At 64.6% G+C, this 18,031-nt stretch carries 16 protein-coding genes and 1 tRNA gene; 6 read left to right on the top strand and 11 right to left on the bottom strand.

The window, feature by feature from the left end; all coding sequences use genetic code 11:
* The first annotated feature begins 31 nt into the window (after positions 1–31).
* The gene (gene panE, locus X265_RS01295) at positions 32–955 is read left to right on the top strand and encodes a 2-dehydropantoate 2-reductase (RefSeq protein ID WP_128963273.1); all 924 of its coding nucleotides are present in this window, start codon (positions 32–34) and stop codon (positions 953–955) included.
* 17 nt (positions 956–972) lie between these two features.
* Here panE and X265_RS01290 read toward each other — a convergent pair whose 3' ends face one another.
* The 4 genes from X265_RS01290 to X265_RS01270 form a co-directional block, all read right to left on the bottom strand.
* Positions 973–1,566, bottom strand: a complete 594-nt coding sequence (locus X265_RS01290) for a c-type cytochrome (RefSeq protein ID WP_128963272.1) — start codon at positions 1,564–1,566, stop codon at positions 973–975.
* A gap of 213 nt (positions 1,567–1,779) precedes the next feature.
* Positions 1,780–3,048, bottom strand: coding sequence for a PQQ-dependent sugar dehydrogenase (locus tag X265_RS01285; protein ID WP_128963271.1), 1,269 nt, complete (start codon positions 3,046–3,048; stop codon positions 1,780–1,782).
* A gap of 385 nt (positions 3,049–3,433) precedes the next feature.
* Positions 3,434–4,420, bottom strand: a complete 987-nt coding sequence (locus X265_RS01275; RefSeq protein ID WP_164938366.1) for an NAD-dependent epimerase/dehydratase family protein — start codon at positions 4,418–4,420, stop codon at positions 3,434–3,436.
* Between the two features lie 76 nt (positions 4,421–4,496).
* Positions 4,497–4,571 (bottom strand) — tRNA-Gly (locus X265_RS01270).
* 275 nt (positions 4,572–4,846) lie between these two features.
* On the opposite strand from X265_RS01270, the gene trxA reads away from it, so the two are divergent.
* The gene (trxA, locus tag X265_RS01265; protein ID WP_164938365.1) at positions 4,847–5,770 is read left to right on the top strand and encodes a thioredoxin; all 924 of its coding nucleotides are present in this window, start codon (positions 4,847–4,849) and stop codon (positions 5,768–5,770) included.
* Positions 5,771–5,802: 32 nt separating this feature from the next.
* Positions 5,803–6,480: an LON peptidase substrate-binding domain-containing protein gene (locus X265_RS01260; protein WP_128963268.1), complete on the top strand. Its 678-nt coding sequence runs from the start codon at positions 5,803–5,805 to the stop codon at positions 6,478–6,480.
* Between the two features lie 39 nt (positions 6,481–6,519).
* Here X265_RS01260 and X265_RS01255 read toward each other — a convergent pair whose 3' ends face one another.
* The 5 genes from X265_RS01255 to X265_RS01235 form a co-directional block, all read right to left on the bottom strand.
* On the bottom strand, positions 6,520–7,350 hold the full coding sequence (locus X265_RS01255) for an FTR1 family iron permease (RefSeq protein ID WP_128963267.1): 831 nt from the start codon (positions 7,348–7,350) through the stop codon (positions 6,520–6,522).
* Between the two features lie 13 nt (positions 7,351–7,363).
* Positions 7,364–7,708 (bottom strand): cupredoxin domain-containing protein, encoded by a 345-nt coding sequence (locus X265_RS01250; RefSeq protein WP_128963266.1) that lies wholly within the window; start codon positions 7,706–7,708, stop codon positions 7,364–7,366.
* A 29-nt stretch (positions 7,709–7,737) separates the two neighbouring features.
* The gene (locus X265_RS01245; RefSeq protein WP_244659432.1) at positions 7,738–8,634 is read right to left on the bottom strand and encodes a DUF6662 family protein; all 897 of its coding nucleotides are present in this window, start codon (positions 8,632–8,634) and stop codon (positions 7,738–7,740) included.
* 235 nt (positions 8,635–8,869) lie between these two features.
* Positions 8,870–13,831, bottom strand: coding sequence for an autotransporter-associated beta strand repeat-containing protein (locus X265_RS01240; protein ID WP_128963265.1), 4,962 nt, complete (start codon positions 13,829–13,831; stop codon positions 8,870–8,872).
* Between the two features lie 251 nt (positions 13,832–14,082).
* Positions 14,083–14,433, bottom strand: coding sequence for a hypothetical protein (locus X265_RS01235; protein WP_128963264.1), 351 nt, complete (start codon positions 14,431–14,433; stop codon positions 14,083–14,085).
* A gap of 90 nt (positions 14,434–14,523) precedes the next feature.
* On the opposite strand from X265_RS01235, the gene X265_RS01230 reads away from it, so the two are divergent.
* Together X265_RS01230 and X265_RS01225 are read left to right on the top strand one after the other, a co-directional pair.
* Positions 14,524–15,054 (top strand): TetR/AcrR family transcriptional regulator, encoded by a 531-nt coding sequence (locus X265_RS01230; RefSeq protein WP_128963263.1) that lies wholly within the window; start codon positions 14,524–14,526, stop codon positions 15,052–15,054.
* A gap of 58 nt (positions 15,055–15,112) precedes the next feature.
* Positions 15,113–15,310, top strand: a complete 198-nt coding sequence (locus X265_RS01225) for a Trm112 family protein (RefSeq protein WP_074117933.1) — start codon at positions 15,113–15,115, stop codon at positions 15,308–15,310.
* Positions 15,311–15,397: 87 nt separating this feature from the next.
* Here X265_RS01225 and X265_RS01220 read toward each other — a convergent pair whose 3' ends face one another.
* On the bottom strand, positions 15,398–16,618 hold the full coding sequence (locus X265_RS01220) for a ubiquinone biosynthesis hydroxylase (RefSeq protein ID WP_128963262.1): 1,221 nt from the start codon (positions 16,616–16,618) through the stop codon (positions 15,398–15,400).
* A gap of 151 nt (positions 16,619–16,769) precedes the next feature.
* Between X265_RS01220 and tesB the strand changes: the two genes are divergently transcribed.
* Positions 16,770–17,633, top strand: a complete 864-nt coding sequence (tesB, locus tag X265_RS01215; RefSeq protein ID WP_092289703.1) for an acyl-CoA thioesterase II — start codon at positions 16,770–16,772, stop codon at positions 17,631–17,633.
* 2 nt (positions 17,634–17,635) lie between these two features.
* Here the strand turns inward: tesB and X265_RS01210 are convergent, their stop codons facing one another.
* A complete protein-coding gene (locus tag X265_RS01210) occupies positions 17,636–18,010 on the bottom strand; it encodes a hypothetical protein (protein WP_128963261.1) in 375 nt (124 codons plus the stop codon).
* Positions 18,011–18,031 lie beyond the last annotated feature (21 nt).

Here is an 18,031-nt window from a genome sequence, read left to right as displayed (position 1 = left end):
GACGAGCAAGAGCAACAACAAGGACTTTCCCATGCGTATCCTCGTGGTCGGCGCCGGCGCCATCGGCGGCTATTTTGGTGGCAGGCTGTTGCAGGCCGGCCGCGACGTCACTTTCCTTGTCCGCCCCAGGCGCGCGAGCGAGCTCGCGCGCGACGGCCTCGTCATCAAGAGCCCAAACGGCGACGTGACCTTGAAGAATCCGCCCACAGTGCAGGCCGATGCGCTCAAGGACAAGTTCGACGTCGTGCTCCTGAGCTGCAAGGCATTCGATCTCGACGATGCCATCGCCTCGTTCGCCGCGGCGGTCGGGCCGAATACGGCGATCATTCCCATGCTCAACGGCATGAAGCATCTCGATATCCTCGATGCCGTCTTCGGCAAGCAGCGCGTGCTCGGCGGCCTCTGCGCCATCGCAGCGACATTGAACGAGAAGCGCGAGGTGGTGCAGCTGCAGCCGATGCAGTCAATCAATTACGGCGAGCGCGACGGCAAGACGTCGGACCGGGTCAAGGCGATCGACGAGGCCTTCAAGAGCGGCATCAACGGCGCCACCGCCAGCCAGAACATCATGCAGGACATGTGGGAGAAGTGGGTGTTCCTGTCCTCGCTCGCAGCTTCCACCAGCCTGATGCGCACCTCCGTCGGCAACATCCTCGCCGCGCCCGGCGGCCGCGACTTCCTGCTCGGCATGCTGGACGAAACCAGCGCGATCGCCACCGCGTCCGGCTACCCGCCGGGCGGCCCGTTCTTCGAACGCGTGAAGGGCAACCTCACCACCGAGGGCTCGCCGATGACGGCCTCGATGTTCCGCGACATCAAGGCGGGCCTGCCGGTGGAAGCCGATCATGTGATCGGCGATCTCATCGCGCGCGCCGATGCAGCCAAGGTACCGGTGCCGAAGCTGCGCATCGCCTACACGCATTTGAAGGCCTATGAGCTGCAGCGGGTGGGGTAGCGCTTCTCACGTAAGCCCTATTTGAAATACGCCAGATAGTGCGTGACGGCGGTGATTTCCTCGTCGCTCATGTGGTAGGCGACATCGGCCATCGCGGCGACGCCGCCGCCGACGCGCTTGCCCGCCTTGTAGTCTTGCAGCGCCTTGACCAGATATTCCTCGCGCTGACCTGCGATCCGCGCCACGGCCTTGGTCCCCGCAAAGCTATCCGTGTGGCATGAGGCGCAGCGGCGGCCGGCGGCGACTTGCGCGCCTTTCTTCGAGAGGTCGGGGTCTTTGTCCTCGGCCGGCTTCGGCGGCGTCATCGCCGCGTAATAGGCGCCGAGGCTGCGGACGTCCTCATTGGTGATCGCTTCCGCGATCGGCTGCATCTGCTCGTTCTTGCGCGAGCCGGCGCGAAAGAACACGAGCTGCCATTGCAGGAATTGATCGGGCTGACCGGCCAGCGAGGGGATGTTCTCGGTCTGGGAGATGCCGTTCTCGCCGTGACAGCCGGAGCAGACGGCCGCCTTCTCCTGGACGGCAGCATTGTCGGCGGCGCTGGCGGAGAGCGCACCGAGCGCGAGGAGCGCAGCCGCGCTTATGGCGTGCGAGATGAACTGCCGGCGCATGATGAGAATTCCGATCTGTCTGTCTCGTCATTCCGGCCGCGACGAAGTCGCGGACTTTGAGGAGCAATTGCGCATCTGAGAATCCATAACCACGAGTCGGGATTATGGGTTCCAGTTTGCACTTACGCGCAATCCGGAACGACGGCGTGTGAATCTGAAATGAAAGAGGCTGCGGCGCCTCACGGGCCACCGCAGCCTCGTGTCGCTTGCGCGCTACTTCTTGCTGTAGCTGATGCGATAGATCGCGCCGGCCCAGTCGTCGGCCACGAGGATCGAGCCGTCCTTGGCGAGGATGATGTCGTCGGGACGACCAAGATAGCCCTGGTCACCCTCGATCCAGCCGGAGGCGAACACCTCCTGCTTGGGGTTCTTGCCGTCGGGCCCGACGATCACGCGCATGATGCGCGCGCCCTGGTACTTGTGACGATTCCAGGAGCCGTGCTCGGCGATCAGGATGTTGTTCTTGTACTCAGGCGGAAACTGGTCGCCGGTATAGAACTTCATGCCGAGCGGAGCCACATGCGCGCCGAGATTCAGCACCGGCGGCGTGAACTCGGAGCATTTGTGGCCCATCGCGAACTTCGGATCGGGCAGGTCGCCCTGGTGACAGTAGGGATAGCCGAAATGTTCGCCGATCTTGTTGATCATGTTCAGCTTGTCCGAGGGCAGATCATCGCTGACCCAGTCGCGGGCATTCTCGGTGAACCAGTACTTGCCGGTGCGCGGATCGACGTCGCCGCCGACCGAGTTGCGCACGCCGAGCGCCCAGATTTCGGCATTGCCGGTCTTGGGATCGACACGCCGGATCTGCGAGACGCTGGTCGGCGGGATACCGATGTTGAAGGGCGGTCCGAACGGAATGTAGAACCAGCCGTCCTTGTCGACGGCGATGTACTTCCAGCCATGCGCGGCATAGGACGGCATGTCGTCATAGACGACCTTGCCCTCGCCGGGATTGTCGAGCTTGTTCTCGATGTCGTCATAGCGGATCAGCTTGTCGACCGCGATGACGTAGAGCGCGCCGTCCTTGACGGCGAGACCAGTGGGCATGTTCAGCCCCTTGAGGATGGTCTTGACCTCTTTCTTGCCGTTGTTGTCCTTGATGGCATAGACGTTGCCGAGGCCGAACGAGCCGACGAACAGCGTGCCCTTGTCACCCCAGGCCATCTGCCGCGCGGCCAGCACGCCGGAGGCGTAGACCTCCATCTTGAAGCCCGCCGGCAGCTTCACCTTCTTGACGATGTTGGCGAGCTCGGCATCGGAGGCGCCGGTCGGCGGACCCGAGGGCGGCGCGAGGCCCTTCTGCGCCTCGGTCTCGTCGCCGAGGAACCAGTCGTCAGGCGGATGGGTCCAGAATTCCTTGGTGCCGGATTCGTATTTCTTCAGCGGTTTGCTTTTGTCCTGTGCATGGCCGGCGGTTGTCCCGGCCAGAAGGGCCACGGCTGCAAGCGCCAACACCGATCGATGGATCATCGATTTCATCGCGTCACTCCCCTAAGGCAGCCGTGAGGGCTGCGCGTTCTTTGTTTTGCTGTTGTCGAGTAGGCGAAGTTCGGAGTCTGTCGAGGTGGCAGACGCAAAAAGGTTAGCACATCTGCGCGCGGGGGAAAGCGCGCCGCGTGCGCCGCGATTGCGCTCCGTAAAAATTGAGACTGAACGTCTCACATTCTCGCAAATGGCGAGGACAACGCTCTCGCTGCAACGCGGAATCGATCCCGCGAGCGCCTTATTCGCGAGCTGTGAAAGCGGACGACCAATCCAAAACCGCGAAAACAACCCCATGCACAGTAGAACGGCAAAGGCCGGACGGCGCGTGGTGACAGCGGCCACGGGTCTGAATCATCATGCGAATTGACGAAAGCGGCGGCTACGAGGCGACCGGGTAGGGGCCGTCGTCAAACCGCGTGTCGTGATAGCCCTTCGACCCCACCTCGCGCGCCAGGGCGCTGCGGAAATCGCTAGCAGCGCGAAGGCTGCGCAACACATGGGCAAAGTCGAATTCGGGACGCCAGCCGAGCTCGCGCCGCGCGCGGTCGTTGACATAGACGCGATCGATCGCGGGCAAGAGGCGCCAGCCGCGCGCCGCATAGAGCTGCGCACAATCGGGATGGAGCTCGCGCACGACTCCGGCTGCATCGCGTGTGAGCTGCGCAAGGTGGTGCTGCCTGAACGGACTGGTCGCCGAGACGATGTAACGGCCGAAGCCGATCTCGCTGGCGCGCGCCATTGCGAGCAGATGCGCGCTGACCGCGTCCGCGATATCGAGCCGCCGATAAAGCAGCTCGTTGGCCTGCGCGTTCTCGAGCGAATAGGCCGACCGCATCGCCGGATCGTCGTCGTCCTCAGGGAAGAACCGCGAGGTCCGCAGCACCACGACCGGCAAGCCCCGCTCGCGAAAGAACAGCTCGCACAGATTTTCCGCCATCAGCTTTGTGGTGCCGTAGATGTTCTTCGGCACCGACGGCAGCTCTTCAGTGACCCACACCGCGGCCTGCCCCGCCTCGGGCCGGAGCTGCGAGCCGAACGCGCTGGTGGTGCTGGTGAAGACAAAACTCTTCACGCCGGCCGCATCCGCGGCTTCGAGCAGGTTGAGCGTGCCGGTGACGTTGGTGTCGACAAACTCTTGCTTGGAGTGCGTCGCCACATGCGGCTTGTGCAGCGTCGCGGTGTGGATCACGGCCGTGACGCCGTCCAGCTGCGCCCGGACGAAGGCGGGGTCGACGATCGAGCCCACGGCATCGGTGAAGGGTGACGGCTTCCGGTCGAGCCCGCGCGCAGGCGATCCGCGGCGCCAGAGCGTCCGCAGAATGGCCTCGCCGAGATGGCCGGCGCTGCCGGTGACCAGGATTGTCATGTCAGACCCAAGCCAGCCGCCACCGGCGTGGAAAACCACGTCTCGGTCTGGATTGGCTGGATGCTCTGGGAAAAATTGGAGCGGGCGAAGGGGCTCGAACCCTCGACCCCGACCTTGGCAAGGTCGTGCTCTACCACTGAGCTACACCCGCATCCTGTGTCGGTCGCGTGACGCGCCGGCAACGGCTGTCGTATGCCAAAAGCGGGAGGCGAATGCAACAGCTACCGGCAGCATCATCTCGCTTTCGGAGCCCCAATATGGGGCCCTGAAGCGGCCAAATCGACCAAAAATGGCCCCGAACTGCCGAATCGGCCCCCATGGATTGAAATTCGGCCCATTCGGCCCAATTTTAGGGCCTGAAACGAAGCATAAGAAATGGCGGCGTGCTAAAGACCCGCCATTCCAGACATCAGACGAGGGGATCCCGTGACGATCATCGACCAGGGTAACGGCGCGGCAGGCCCGGCTGCGGCCGATCTGATCAAGAACACCACCACCCAGACCTTCGTGAAGGACGTCATCGAGGAATCGAAGCGCCAGCCGGTGCTGATCGACTTCTGGGCGGAGTGGTGCGGCCCCTGCAAGCAGCTCACCCCCATCCTCGAAAAAGCGGTCAGGGCGGCCAAGGGCAAGGTCAAGCTGGTCAAGATGAACATCGACCAGCACCCGGCGATCCCTGGCCAGATGGGCATCCAGTCGATCCCGGCCGTGATTGCCTTCGTCAACGGCCAGCCGGCCGACGGCTTCATGGGCGCGGTGCCGGAGAGCCAGCTCAACGCCTTCATCGAGAAGCTGACCAAGGGCGTGACGGCACCGGGTGAGCCCAACATCGCCGAGATCCTGCAGGAGGCGGAGGCCGTGCTCGCCGAGGGCGACACGGCCGCGGCCGCGCAGATCTACGCCGAAGTGCTCCAGTACGATGCGACCAACATCGCCGCGCTGGCCGGCCTCGCCAAATGCTACGCCACCTCGGGCGCGATGGAGCAGGCCAAGCAGACGCTGGCCATGGTGCCGGAATCCAAGCGCAACGACCCGGCCGTGAAGGCGGTGCAGACCGCGATCGATCTCGCCGAACAGGCGCAACAGCTCGGGCCCATCGCCGAGCTCGAACAGAAAGTCGCCGCAAACCCGCTCGATCATCAGGCGCGGTTCGACCTTGCCACCGCGCTGAACGCAAAGGGCGACCGCGCCGCTGCCACGGAGCAGCTGCTCGCGATCGTCAAGCGCGACCGCAAATGGAACGACGACGCTGCCCGCAAGCAGCTGGTGCAGTTCTTCGAAGCCTGGGGCGGCACGGATGATGCAACGGTCGAAGGACGGAAGCGCTTGTCGACGATCCTGTTTTCCTAAAGCGCAGGTTGGAAATCGCCGCGGGGACTGAGATGCCGATCAATATCGAATATCGCGGCCCCGCCGACCTTCCGGAGATCATTCCGGTGTTTCCGCTGCCCGGCGCGCTGCTGCTGCCGCGCGGCCAGATGCCGCTCAACATCTTCGAGCCGCGCTATCTGGCGATGGTCGACGATTGCTTCCGGGACGGTCATCGCCTGATCGGCATGATCCAGCCCGACGTGACGCACTCGCCGAAGGATTCCGACAAGCCGGTGCTGTTCCGGGTCGGCTGCGTCGGCCGCATCACCCAGCTCGCCGAATCCGGCGACGGCCGCTACATCCTCGAACTCACCGGGGTTGCGCGCTTCAGGGTGGTCGAGGAGCTCGAGGTGCTGACCCCGTACCGGCAGTGCAAGGTCGATTTCTTTGCCTTCGCTGACGATTTCACGGCGCGCCTGGGCGAGGAGGCGGTCAACCGCGAGGCGCTGCTGGTGGCCCTGGCGGATTTCCTGAAGGCCAACAATCTCAAGGTCGACTGGGAAGGCGTCGAGAGCGCGCCGAACGAAGCGCTGGTCAATGCACTGGCGATGATGTCGCCCTATGGCCCGGCCGAGAAGCAGGCGATGCTGGAAGCGCCCGATCTGAAGACCCGCGCCGAAATCCTGATCGCGGTGACCGAGATGGACCTCGCCAAGAAGCGCACCAGCGGTGATCCGCCGCTGCAGTGATCTGCCGCCATTGCTCGCGCGGCAACCTCGTATCGCCGATCAATTGGTCGCAACCGCTTGCCGCGGCCGCTCCGCTGCAATCATGCGCATCAGGGCGACCGTAACAACAATAACGACCAGGTAGATCACAAGCTGCATCTGCGTCGGCTGATCGGTGTATCCGATGAGCGTGTGCAGCGTGCGGCCGAGAATGCTGTTTTCCGACAGAAGCCAGCCGGTATCCCACACCACGGCGTCGAGGGCGGTGAGCCAATTCGCCCGCTCGAGGAAGGCGACGGCTTGCGCGGCCATTCCGGCGGCGAGCAGGGTAATCAGCGCCGTCGTGGTGTTGAAAAGGGCCCGCGGCGGGATGCGCAGCAGGCCGAGATAAGTGAACAGGCAAACGGCACCGCCCAGCACGAGGCCGAGCAGGCCGCCCAGGAACAGGCTCATCGCCGAACCGCCGTCGGACGCTGCGATGCCATAGAGAAACAGGGCGACCTCGCTGCCTTCGCGCAACACGGCGACGCCGACCACGACGGCGAGCGCCAATAGCGATTTGGATCCTTGCGCCACGGCCTGTCCCACCGCCCGCAACTCGCCGGCCATTTCCTTGCCGTGCTTGGCCATCCAGACATTGTGCCAGGTCAGCATCACTACGGCGACGCCGAGAATGGCAGCGTTGAACAGCTCCTGTCCCATGCCTTCGAAGAGCTGCGACAGCGCGCCCGCGAACGCTGCGACAAGGCACGCCCCCGCGACGCCGGCGAGCACGCCGCCCACGATCCAGCGGTTCCGGTGCTGAACCTGCCGCGTGACCGCGAGTACGATGCCGATGATCAGCCCGGCCTCGAAAACCTCGCGGAAGACGATAATGAGGGCGGCGAGCACGGCGGGACGATCCTTATTCGACGATCAGCACACCACGGGCCTTGTCGTTGAAATCATCGTAAAATTCATACCGGCCGGGCTTCAGCGCACGGACATTCACCAGGCCCTGGCTCTTGGCCGCAACGACCTTTTCGACCCGCAGCGAAGTGCTTTCGAACTCCATGGCCTTGGCATCGAGATTCTTGACGCGGAACACCACCGGCTTGTCCTTTGGCGCACGAACCTCGGCCGGCTGGAATTGGCCGCCGGAATAGCCGATCTGAATCTCCGTCGCCTGCTGAGCCAAAGCGGCCGACAATGGCAGCGTCGCGCAGATGGCGGCGAGGGCGAGCTTCCGGGTCATGGTCAGAGCGTACATCACAAAACCTTCTGAAATTGAGAGAGAGATCAGAATTCGACGGCGAATTTGAGTCTGGCGCGGTGGCGTTGAAACTCTGCCAGATTGAGCGACAGAGGATTGCCGACCTCGCGGCCCCAGACCTGTGCGTTCCATGCCGCGGTCATGAATATCTTGGGGGTGAAACGGACAAAGAGATTCGGGCCAAGCATCACGGCATCGCCGGTGAATGCCGACAGACCGAAATCGTCATAGTGACGTAGATACCAAGCCTCGCCGCCGACAACGACGTTGGGCGCAAGGCGCAACGAGAGCGCAGCGGAAGTCCCAAGCGTGGTCTCCCGCACCGTCTCGTTCGTTAGCGTGTGGGTATATTCAGGTTCATACAGCAGATTGAACCCGGCATAGAGCCGGTTTCTCAACAGCTCCACATCGGCGTTCAGGGTGGTCTCGAATTCGTAATTGTGCACCCGTTCGCCGCTCGTCTCGTCGATCAGCCGCACGGTCGGCTCGACGGCAAGCGTGACGGACAGCGGGTTGTTCGAGGTACGCTCCACCGCGAGGTAGCGGAATTCGCCGAAGCCGCCGGTAAACGCAGCCTGCCGGCGATCGTCGAGATCGGTCACGTTGCGGATGTCGTGGGTCGAGCCGAGCGCGCCGAACTCGAACTGCACGAATTGAGAGGGGGTGAATTCGTACTCGTACTTGGTCTCGGTCGCGTTGTAGCGGCTATCGCGCTTGCCGAACCGTCCGATCGTGTCGACGGTAAATTCCTTTTCGCCTTCGATGCCGATGCCCGAACCGGTGGTGAAGCCGAAGATGTACTTGGTCTCGAGCTCGCGCCAATTCTCTGCATTTTCAGCGCGTGCGGGCGCACTGAAACAGAGACCGGCCAGCGCGCTTGCGGCAAAAATCCGCGCGCCTCGCCTGGGAAAAGGTACTCGCATTGCCTCTCGCGTCCGCCAATCAATTGCAGCTATTGCCTTCCTGCTAGCCGCTGCGCCGCGACACCGCAAAAAGAGTCGTTCTAAGCTAGAGCGATTCTAAATTGACGAACTCTCCGGCGGATGCACAGCTGCCCGTCAGCGGCCTTGGTGAGCCGTCGAAAGATAGCCGGCTCAGTAGCCGGCCAACGCCGATCCGCCGCTGCAGCGGCGGCCTCTCTTCATCGATCCGGAGGGTTCAAAACGCCACGCTGAGCCCACCAGAGACCTGGTTGCTGTGCGCGTGCTGCCGCGCCTCGCCATGCCAGCGGACGAACCCGGTGATCCAATTGGTGAGCGAGGCATAGATGCCGGCATCGGCATAGCCGCCGGCACCGCCCGCCGGCGCCGTCTGCGCCGCCATGCCCGCCGTGAAGATCTGCGCATCGAGGGTGGTCACCGGCGCCGTCTGATACAGGAAGCCGCCGCCGACGGTGGCGGTCAGCCTGATGCCACGCTCGGTCGTCACCGTACGCGCGATGGTGGGGCCGAGGGTGAAGCGGAAACGATCGGTCCATTGCTGCGGCACACGCACCGCAAAACCCAGCGGCGACGTCACGCTGGTGCCGTCGAACAGCATATGGGTGAACGCCGCGGTCGCCGTCGGCGCGATCTGGAAGCCGCGATAGTCGAAGGTGTAGGCGATCGAGCCTCCGCCGAGCAGGCTGGTGGCGCTGCCGCTCTGGTTGACGAGACCGCCGGTGCCGAAATCATGATGCAGGGCGATGCTGCTGACGGCGACGCCGCCATAGATCGCGGCCTGCAACGGGCCGGCGGTGCGTTTGCCATAGGCGGCGAGCACGACGTTGTCGCCGCTGCCCGAGCCATTGCCGCTGGCATCGGTGTGGGAATAGGAGGCGAGCGCGCCGAACAGCTGACCGGGCTTTATCTCGCCCTCGAGGCCGGCAATGAAGCCGGAGATATTGGCCGAGCCGCCGGTGATTCCGGCCGAGGTGCTGGTCATGCTGGACTGGGAGAACACCGAGCTCCACCAGTGCTCGGCACCGATCGCCGCCGGCGCATTGGTCTCGCGCGGCGCACTGCCGGACGATACCGGAGCGGCCATGCTGTTATAGGCCGAATAGAAATTCAGCCCGGCGCCGCTGACCGAGAACGAGAGGTTGTTGAAGCCCGGCGCCACCGTTCCGCCAAGCAGATGTTGCTGCAGCGCCTCGTGAAACACGTCGACGGCGTCGAGCGCATGGCCGACGCCGCGCGCGTCGTCGGCGGCGGACAGGCCCGACAGCACCGGGCCGAGCTGCGAGGACGGCAACTGGTAGAGCGTGTTGAACGCGTTCTGCAGCGCGGTGTTGGGGGAGATGGTGCCGGCCGCCGGGCGCAGCGCATCGAGCGCCGCGCCGGCGCTCTGCTGGTTGGCGTTCCAGGCCGAGCCCGCAGGCGCCAGCGCGTAGGATGCGGGTGTCGTGATCAGGTCGATAAAGGTCGCGCCGAACAGCGTATCCATGCGCAGACTTGAAGACAGGCCGCTGGCGGCGAGATCGACGCCGGAAAACTGGCCGCTGACGCCACCGCTCGCGCTTGCGATCAGGAATTGCTGACCGAGAGCCGGGGTGAAATTATTGTTGCCGCCGAGGATGCCGCGGAAATAGGGCTGCAGCGTACCGCCGAGCGTGAGCGCGCCGCCGTTGACGATGAGCTGGGAATAGCCGCCGGCTCCGCCGCTCGTCCCAGTGCCGTCGATGGCGATGTGCAGCGTCGCGGTCGAGCTCAGCGCCACCGTGGAGGTGAAGGTGAGCGCTCCGGGGGCAAGCGAGCCGGGCGAAAGCGTGCCTGAAATCGTGGTGGGCGCAGTGATTTGTCCGATGCCGCTGAGCGTCGCTCCCTGCGCGACCTGGAGCGAATTGGCGGCGATGGCGCCGTCGATCTTGAGGCCGCCGGCGCCAACGGTGAGCGCCTGGAAGATGCCGACGTTCTCGATCGCGAGCTCGCCCGAACCGGTCTTGGTGACCGGTCCCTGCGCGGCCCACAGCCCGTTCGCGGTCACCGTCGCTCCGCCGAGAACATCGACGGCGCCGCCGAGTGTGCCAAACGCGACGGTACGCCCGGTCGAGAACGAGCCCGTGGCGCGGAGGGTGCCACCATTGATTCCGACCTGGCCGGCGGGATCGCCGAGCGCGGCGTCGGAGCCGGTGGCCAGCGCGCCGCCATAAATGAAAGTGCCGCCGGAATAGCTGTTGCTGCCCGTCAGCGACAGCGTCGCCGGACCGATCTTGTTGAGCGCACCTGGCCCCGAGATGGTCCCGGACCAGGTGGTGTCGGCCTCGGCATCGAAGGTGCCTGCGGCGGCGAGCGTGACGTTGCGCGCCGAACTCAGTTGCGCATTGGTCTGCAGCGCGCCGCCATTGAAGGTGACGCTGCCCTGCGCGGCGCCGAGATTGGCGTCGGCGGTGATCGCGACGATTCCGGCATCGATGATCGTGCCGCCGGTATAGGTGGCCGCGCCGCTGAGCGTCAGCGTTCCCGTCCCGAATTTCTCGAGCGGACGGTTGCCCGTGAGCAGCGAGACGTCGGGCGCGGAGTCATTGTTGGCCTTGCCGAACCAGAGTGCGGTTGCGGTCGAATAATGGCTTGTGACGTCATAGAGCACGTAGACGCCGCGGCCATAGAGCGCGGCGACCAGCGTGTCGATATCGGAATAGTAGTTGAGGCCGTAGACGACAGCGTTGGGCAGGTTCGTCCCAAGGCTCGCCCATTGCACGTTGCTCGCGAAAGGCGCGGAGGTCGAGATGATCGATCCCTGCGCGCCATCCGTGGTGGTGCCGCCGACGAGCAGCGCGCGCACGCCGTTGATGGCTCCGCCCGTGTAACTGTCCGCGACATAGGCAAGGCCGGCCGGATTGCTGAAATTGCCAGGCAGCGTGAGCGTCCGCAGCGTGGCGCCGGTATTGTTGGTGGCATAGACGTTATGGATGTCGGTGATGAAGAATTTGTGCTCCGTCAAAGGATCGAACAGCACTCCGATCGGATTGCCGGCGCCGTTGCTGGTGACGGCATTGTCGTAGGAGGCGAGCAGGTTGTTCGAGATATCCATCGGAGTGCCGGCATTCGCCTGCGCCTGGGTGCGCAGGAAGACGCCCACGCCGCCGCTGGCCAGAAAGCCGCCTGCCAGGATGGCATCATGAGCATCCTGCGTGCCGTAGGCTATCTTCTCGCTCCATGAAGCCGAACTGAACAGGTTGGTGTTGGGCAATGCGCCGCCGCTATTCGCTCCGGCGGTGATATCGTTAATGTCGATGCTGCCGGACAACGTCCCGCCCGGATCGGTCCAGGTGTAAAGCCGCGCAGACCTGAACAGCAGCTTGGTCGGATCGACCGCGTTCACGGCCGCCACGACGCGGGAATCGCCGCCCTCGTAAGACGCAAACCCCGTCCCGCCGGTACCGGCGACGTTGATGTCGAGCATGTTGGGCGGTGTCGCTGTCGAGAGATTCTGGTCGGCGAAGACGCGCGCCAGTCGCGGGTCGTCCGCCGTCGCGTACATGATGGACGCCCCGCTTCGCTTGTAGTTGACGGCGACCGAGAAACCGTCGCCGCCCACGACGTTTTGCCAGGGTGTCCCGGTCTTGATCTGCCCCAGCGTGGTCGGCGCCGAGAAGGCGGCACCATTGTCCTGCATCGCCACGCCGAGCCGGCCGCTCTTCGGGTCCATCACGGCCTGGTACGCCTCGATGGCGCGGATCGGGCTGCCGTTCGCGGCCGATCCTCCCAGTGCGCTCCAGGCCGCGTTGGCGTTCCCCGGATTGTTCAGCACATAGACGCCGCCGTCGCCCGTGGCGAGCAAGCCGCCCTGCGAATTGATGACCAGCGAGCGGGTGTCCGGATGCGGCGAGGAGTTCAGGGTCGGGAAGACCACCGGCGTGTAGGTCGCGGCATTGGTCGAAGCGTTGTAGTCGACGCGAACGATGGTGGCGGTCTCGTCGCTGGCGCCGGTGAGGAAATCGCCGCTGCCGGCGATATAGGCGATGCCCTTCTGCTTGGGGTCGGCCACAAGGGCAAAATGCAGATTGGCCTGGGTGTTGCCCTCGAGGCCGCAGCCGGTCGCACAATCGGGCGGGGAGGCCAGATAGGCTTCGCCGAGGTTGTACCAGGTCGGCGTCTGGCCGGGAGCGAATTGCGGCGTGTAGAACACCACGATCGGCTGGTAGCTGTTCTGCTTGGCGACGGCGACGAACAGGGAATCGTTTGGACCCGCGGCAATCTTCATGTTGGCGGAGTTGCCACCGAACCCGCCGGAGAAAACCAGATTGTTCGCATTGGCCGAGTTGGTGCCCTGGACCGACGTGCCGGGTCCGAGCAGGAGATGCCAATTGGCTCCCGCGTCATTGCTGTAGAAGATGCCGTTGTCGGGCCGATAATTGAACCCGTCGCGCGCGGCGAACAACACCGTGCTGTTGCTGGTCGTGGCACTGATGAGGCTGGTCACTTCGGTGTTGAAGCCCGGCACCAGCGTGAAGGTCTGGCCATAATCGACGCTGCGGTAGAGGCCGCCCGCCTGCGTGGTCGAATCGTGCCCCTGCGAGCCGGCGGCCGCGACCAGAACCACGTTGCCCATCGCGATGATGTTCTTGATCGACGCAGGGGCGCTGTCGGTGAGCTGGTTACCGGACGAATTGAGATAGTAATTCTGGATACCCGTCGGCGTCATGGACTGCCATGTGGTACCCCCGTCGACCGATTTGAGCAGCATCGTCTGCGGTGCGTCGTTCACCGCGCCGGCGCTGTAGTAGCCGCTCGCGGCATACATCGTCTTTTTGTCGACGGAGTCGATGGTGATCGCCCCGATCGCGAGCGTCGGCTGGTGATCGGTGGTCGGCGTCCAGGTCACGCCGCCATTGGTGGTCTTCCAGATGCCGCCGGAGGTGGTCGCGGCCCAATAGGTGTTCGGATCGGTCGGACTTTGCAGGATGGTGTTGACGGCGCCATAGATGGGATTGCCCTGCGCCGACATGCCGTAGACAAGCGTGTTGCTGGTCAGGATTCCGGGGGAAGACGCAGCGGTGCTGGTTGAGGTGAAAGGCCCGGCCTCGATCCACTGGGCCTGAGCCGTCGCCGGGATCAGCTCCGGCACCAGCAAGATGGCCGCAAGCCATACGACCATCAGCGGCCGTACCGCCGGCCTCAACGCACCACGGTTACGCACGACCTACCCCCAAACCGACGATCCACCGATCGTTCAGCCTACTCCGTGGGTTCAACGGTCATATGAACGCAGCCCGCAACCCAACCCCCACTCGCGGCCGCAGAGTAGGTCGCCGTCGATGCGCGGTCCAGTTGCTACGCCGGTGCCGGCCGCCTGAATCCCGCCCGGCGTTGCCGACTTACAACAGCGCGGCACGACAGCGCGCCCGTGATTGACGAGATGGCGCGTGACAGTCGCAATGCGATGGCCACCTAGTAGCCGGCCACCGCCATCGCGACGACCGCGCTGAGTGCCACCCAGCCGAAATGCCGGCCGCGCGTCGCCCATGCGTTGGCGCACGCCGAGAAGCCGAACACACCGAACATTGTAATGACGATCCAGTGGCGCGCCGCAGCTGAGTCCATCCAGGGCACAGTTGTCAGCAGCACACCGCAGCCGATCCAAGCGACGGTCGAGGCCTGCCAGACCAGACGGATCAGGGTGCGAAGCCGCTCCGGCTCGATGCGGGCGCGGGGAAAGACCTTGGTCTCGCCGAGGATGCCGTGGATGAGCGCCACGATGATGGCCCCGAGTCCGGCGCCTTGGAGCAAGAGATCACGCATCGACGCCTCCATACATCTGTGTATGGTGGGATAGATGCTGGCCAGCCGCCTGTCAATACACTAGTGTATGGCCAGATTTCGGGACCTGACATGACCGAGCAGCTCTCCGCCGACGACTGGATCAAACAGGGACTCAAGGCGCTCGCCAGGAGCGGCTTCACGGCGCTGAAGGCCGATCCATTGGCTAAGGCATTGGGGGTCTCCCGCGGCAGCTTCTACTGGCATTTTGCCGATCTCGGCGCGTTCCACGCGGCCGTACTGAAGCGCTGGCGCGAGATCGCCGCCGAGGAGATCATCGCCGGCGTCGAAGCCGTTGGCGGCGAGCCGCTGAAGGCGCTGCTGCGCAGGAGCTTTGGGGCCCGGCTCGACCTGGAGCGCGCGGTGCGCAACTGGGCGGCATTCGATCCGGCGGCGCAGACGGCGGTCCGAGCCATCGATCGCCGCAGGCTGGATTATATCGAGGCGCTGCTGCAGCGCCGCGGTTTTTCCGCGACCACCGCCCGGGCCCGCGCGCAGCTCCTATACTGGACGTTTCTCGGCTTCGCGCTGTCGGGCACGCCGGTGCCACCGGCGCGACTTCAGGGCCTGCTCGACGAGATTCTCGACATGCTCTCCGCGTAGCCCGTCATGGGCGGCGGCATTTTTCTATGCTACAGCCAGCCGATTGCCGGAGACCCCCATGAACGCGCCGACCGAACGTCCCGAAAACAGCGTCGACCCGAAACTGCTGGAGATCCTGGTCTGCCCGCTGACCAAGGGCCCGCTGGAATTCGACTCCGCCAGGCAGGAGCTGATCTCACGGAGCGCCAAGCTCGCTTATCCGATCCGAGACGGCATTCCGATCATGCTGCCGGAAGAGGCGCGGAAGATCGATTGAGGGTTGTTGCGCGATGACGCGCAACACTCTCGCCGTCGTCCCGGCATAGGCCGGGACGACGCGCGGAGGCTGGAGCGTCAGCTTGGCCTACAGCGCCTCGCCCTTCAGCAGCCGCGGAATTTCGCCCGTGAGGCCGGCGGCCTGGCGGATGAAGAGGTTCTTCAGCGGCGGCGTGCGGTCGACGAGGCCGAGGCCGATATCGCGCACCGTGCGCAGCAGCGTCGACTGGTTCGAGAACAGGAAGTTCAGCGAGTTGGTGGCGACGCCCATCGCCATGGTGTCGAAGCGGCGCCAGCGCTGGTAGCGCTCCAGCACATCTGCGCCGCCGAGATCCATGCCGAGCCGCGCCGCATCGACCACGACTTCGGCCAGCGCCGCGACATCCTTCAGCCCCATGTTGAGGCCCTGTCCCGCGATCGGGTGAATGACATGCGCGGAATCGCCGACCAGCGCGAGGCGCTCGGCGATGAAGGAGCGCGCGACGAAATAGGACAGCGGGAACGCGCGCGGCTTGTCGAGCGCCTTGATCTCGCCGAGATGCAAACCAAAACGCTGCTCGAGCTCGCCGTGAAACTCCTCGTCGCTGAGCGCGATGATGCGCGCGGCTTCACTGCGACGCTCGGTCCATACCAGCGAAGAGCGCTTTCCCGTGAGCGGCAGGATCGCGAACGGACCTGCGGGCAGAAAATGCTCTTCGGCGCGGCCCTCATGATCGCGCTCATGGCCGACCGTGACGACGATGCCGGATTGATCGTAGTCCCAGCCATGGGTGGCGATGCCGGCGCGCTCGCGCAGCTTCGACTTGGCGCCGTCGGCCGCTACCAGCAAACTCGCCGCGATGACGCTGCCATCGCCGAGCGTGACGTCGATGCTCTCGGCACGCGCGTCGTAAGACGACACGGTCGTGGCGCGGAGATCGATGCCTTCAGCCTCGGCGCGAGCGAGCAGCGCATCGATCAGGCGGCGGTTCTCGACCATATGCGCGAAGGGCTCGCCGGGCGCGACATCGCCGGCGAAGTTCAGGAACACCGGACGCGTCGCGTCCTCCAGCTTGGAATCGGTGACGACCATGTCGAGGATCGGCTGCGCCTCGCCCTTGACGCCATCCCAGGCGCCGAGCGCCTCGAACAGGCGGCGGCAGGCCGCGACGATCGCGGTCGCGCGGGGATCGCGGCTCGGCCGCGTGGCGAGCGCGGGGTCGGCGACGATGACGGGAATCTCGGGTCCCAGCCCCTGACGCAACGCGAGCGCCAGCGCCAGGCCCGCAAACGCGCCGCCGCCAATGACAATGTGACCCTGTACCGACATACCAAGCTTCCCGATCAATTCTTGGCCTTGCTAGCAGACTTGAGGTGGGCGAAACAGTGCGGTGAAACAAGGGCGGAACGGCCCAAAGACCTGCTCATGTGCCATTCCGGGGCGAGTATTCGCGCCGGCGTGACCGCAAGAAAGCACCACGATGTCCAAAAGCCTGATCGACCTGATTTCGATCCTCGACCTCGAGCAGCTCGAGGTGAATTTGTTCCGCGGCAACAGCCCGAAGACGAGCTGGCAGCGGGTGTTCGGCGGCCAGGTGATCGGACAGGCGATGGTGGCGGCGTGCCGCACGGTCGAGGGCCGGCTGCCGCATTCGCTGCACTGCTATTTCATCCTGCCGGGCGATCCGCAGATCCCGATCATCTACCAGGTCGAGCGCCTGCGCGACGGCAAGAGCTATTCGACGCGCCGTGTCACCGCGATCCAGCACGGCAACGCCATCTTCTCGATCATGGTGTCGTTCCACGCCGAGGAGGAGAGCGCGTTCGACCACCAGGACAAGATGCCCGACGTGCCGCCGCCGGAGAAGCTCACGGCGGAGGAGGTGGCGAAGCAGCCGATGTTCCGCGAGATGCCCGAGTTCATCCGCCGCTATTACGAATCCGATCGGCCGATCGAGCTGCGTCCGGTCGAGCTCGGCCGCTATTTCGGCCAGAAGATCGAGGACGGTCGCATCCATGTCTGGATCAAGACGGCGGCGACCCTGCCTGACGACCCGGCGCTGCACATGTGCGCGCTGGCCTATGCGTCGGACTTCTCGCTGCTCGATGCCATCATGGCGCGCTATGGCCGCACGCTGTTCGACAAGCGGATGATGCCGGCGAGCCTCGACCACGCGATGTGGTTTCACCGCCCGTTCCGCGCCGACGAATGGCTGCTCTACGCGCAGGATTCACCGAGCGCGCGCGGCGGCCGCGGCCTGACCCGCGGCTCGATCTTCAAACCCGACGGCACGCTGGTCGCTTCCGTGGCGCAGGAAGGCTCCGTGCGCGAGCGGCGGAGCTGATATCAGATCTGGCCCGCCGGACTTGCTGGCGAGTGCACGTTGAATCCGAGCGATCTCAGCAGCATTCCGATCGAAAGTCCCGACAGCGAGAGCTCGCTGAGCCAGCGCCAGAACATGATGCTGAGAACGATGTTGCAGACCGCGACGATCGCGACGAACAGGCTCTGGTTGGATTTCGAAGCCGGACCGTCCGACAGCGACGGTCTCGACGACCTCATGCTCATGAAGAGTGCCAGCAGCGGCGGCAGAATCAGAATCGGAAAGACCGCCAGAACCCAGATCAGGATCTCGGGATCGCGGATCGACCAGCCGATCCTCTCCGCTTGGTAGCGGAATTCCTGCTTCAAGCGGCTGAGGACGTTTTCGACTGCTATCACGCCGCCGCATGAATTGCAGGT

This window comes from Bradyrhizobium guangdongense (genome assembly GCF_004114975.1).
In the GTDB taxonomy this organism is placed as follows: Bacteria; Pseudomonadota; Alphaproteobacteria; order Rhizobiales; family Xanthobacteraceae; genus Bradyrhizobium; species Bradyrhizobium guangdongense.
This window is presented reverse-complemented; position numbering and strand designations above follow the sequence as displayed.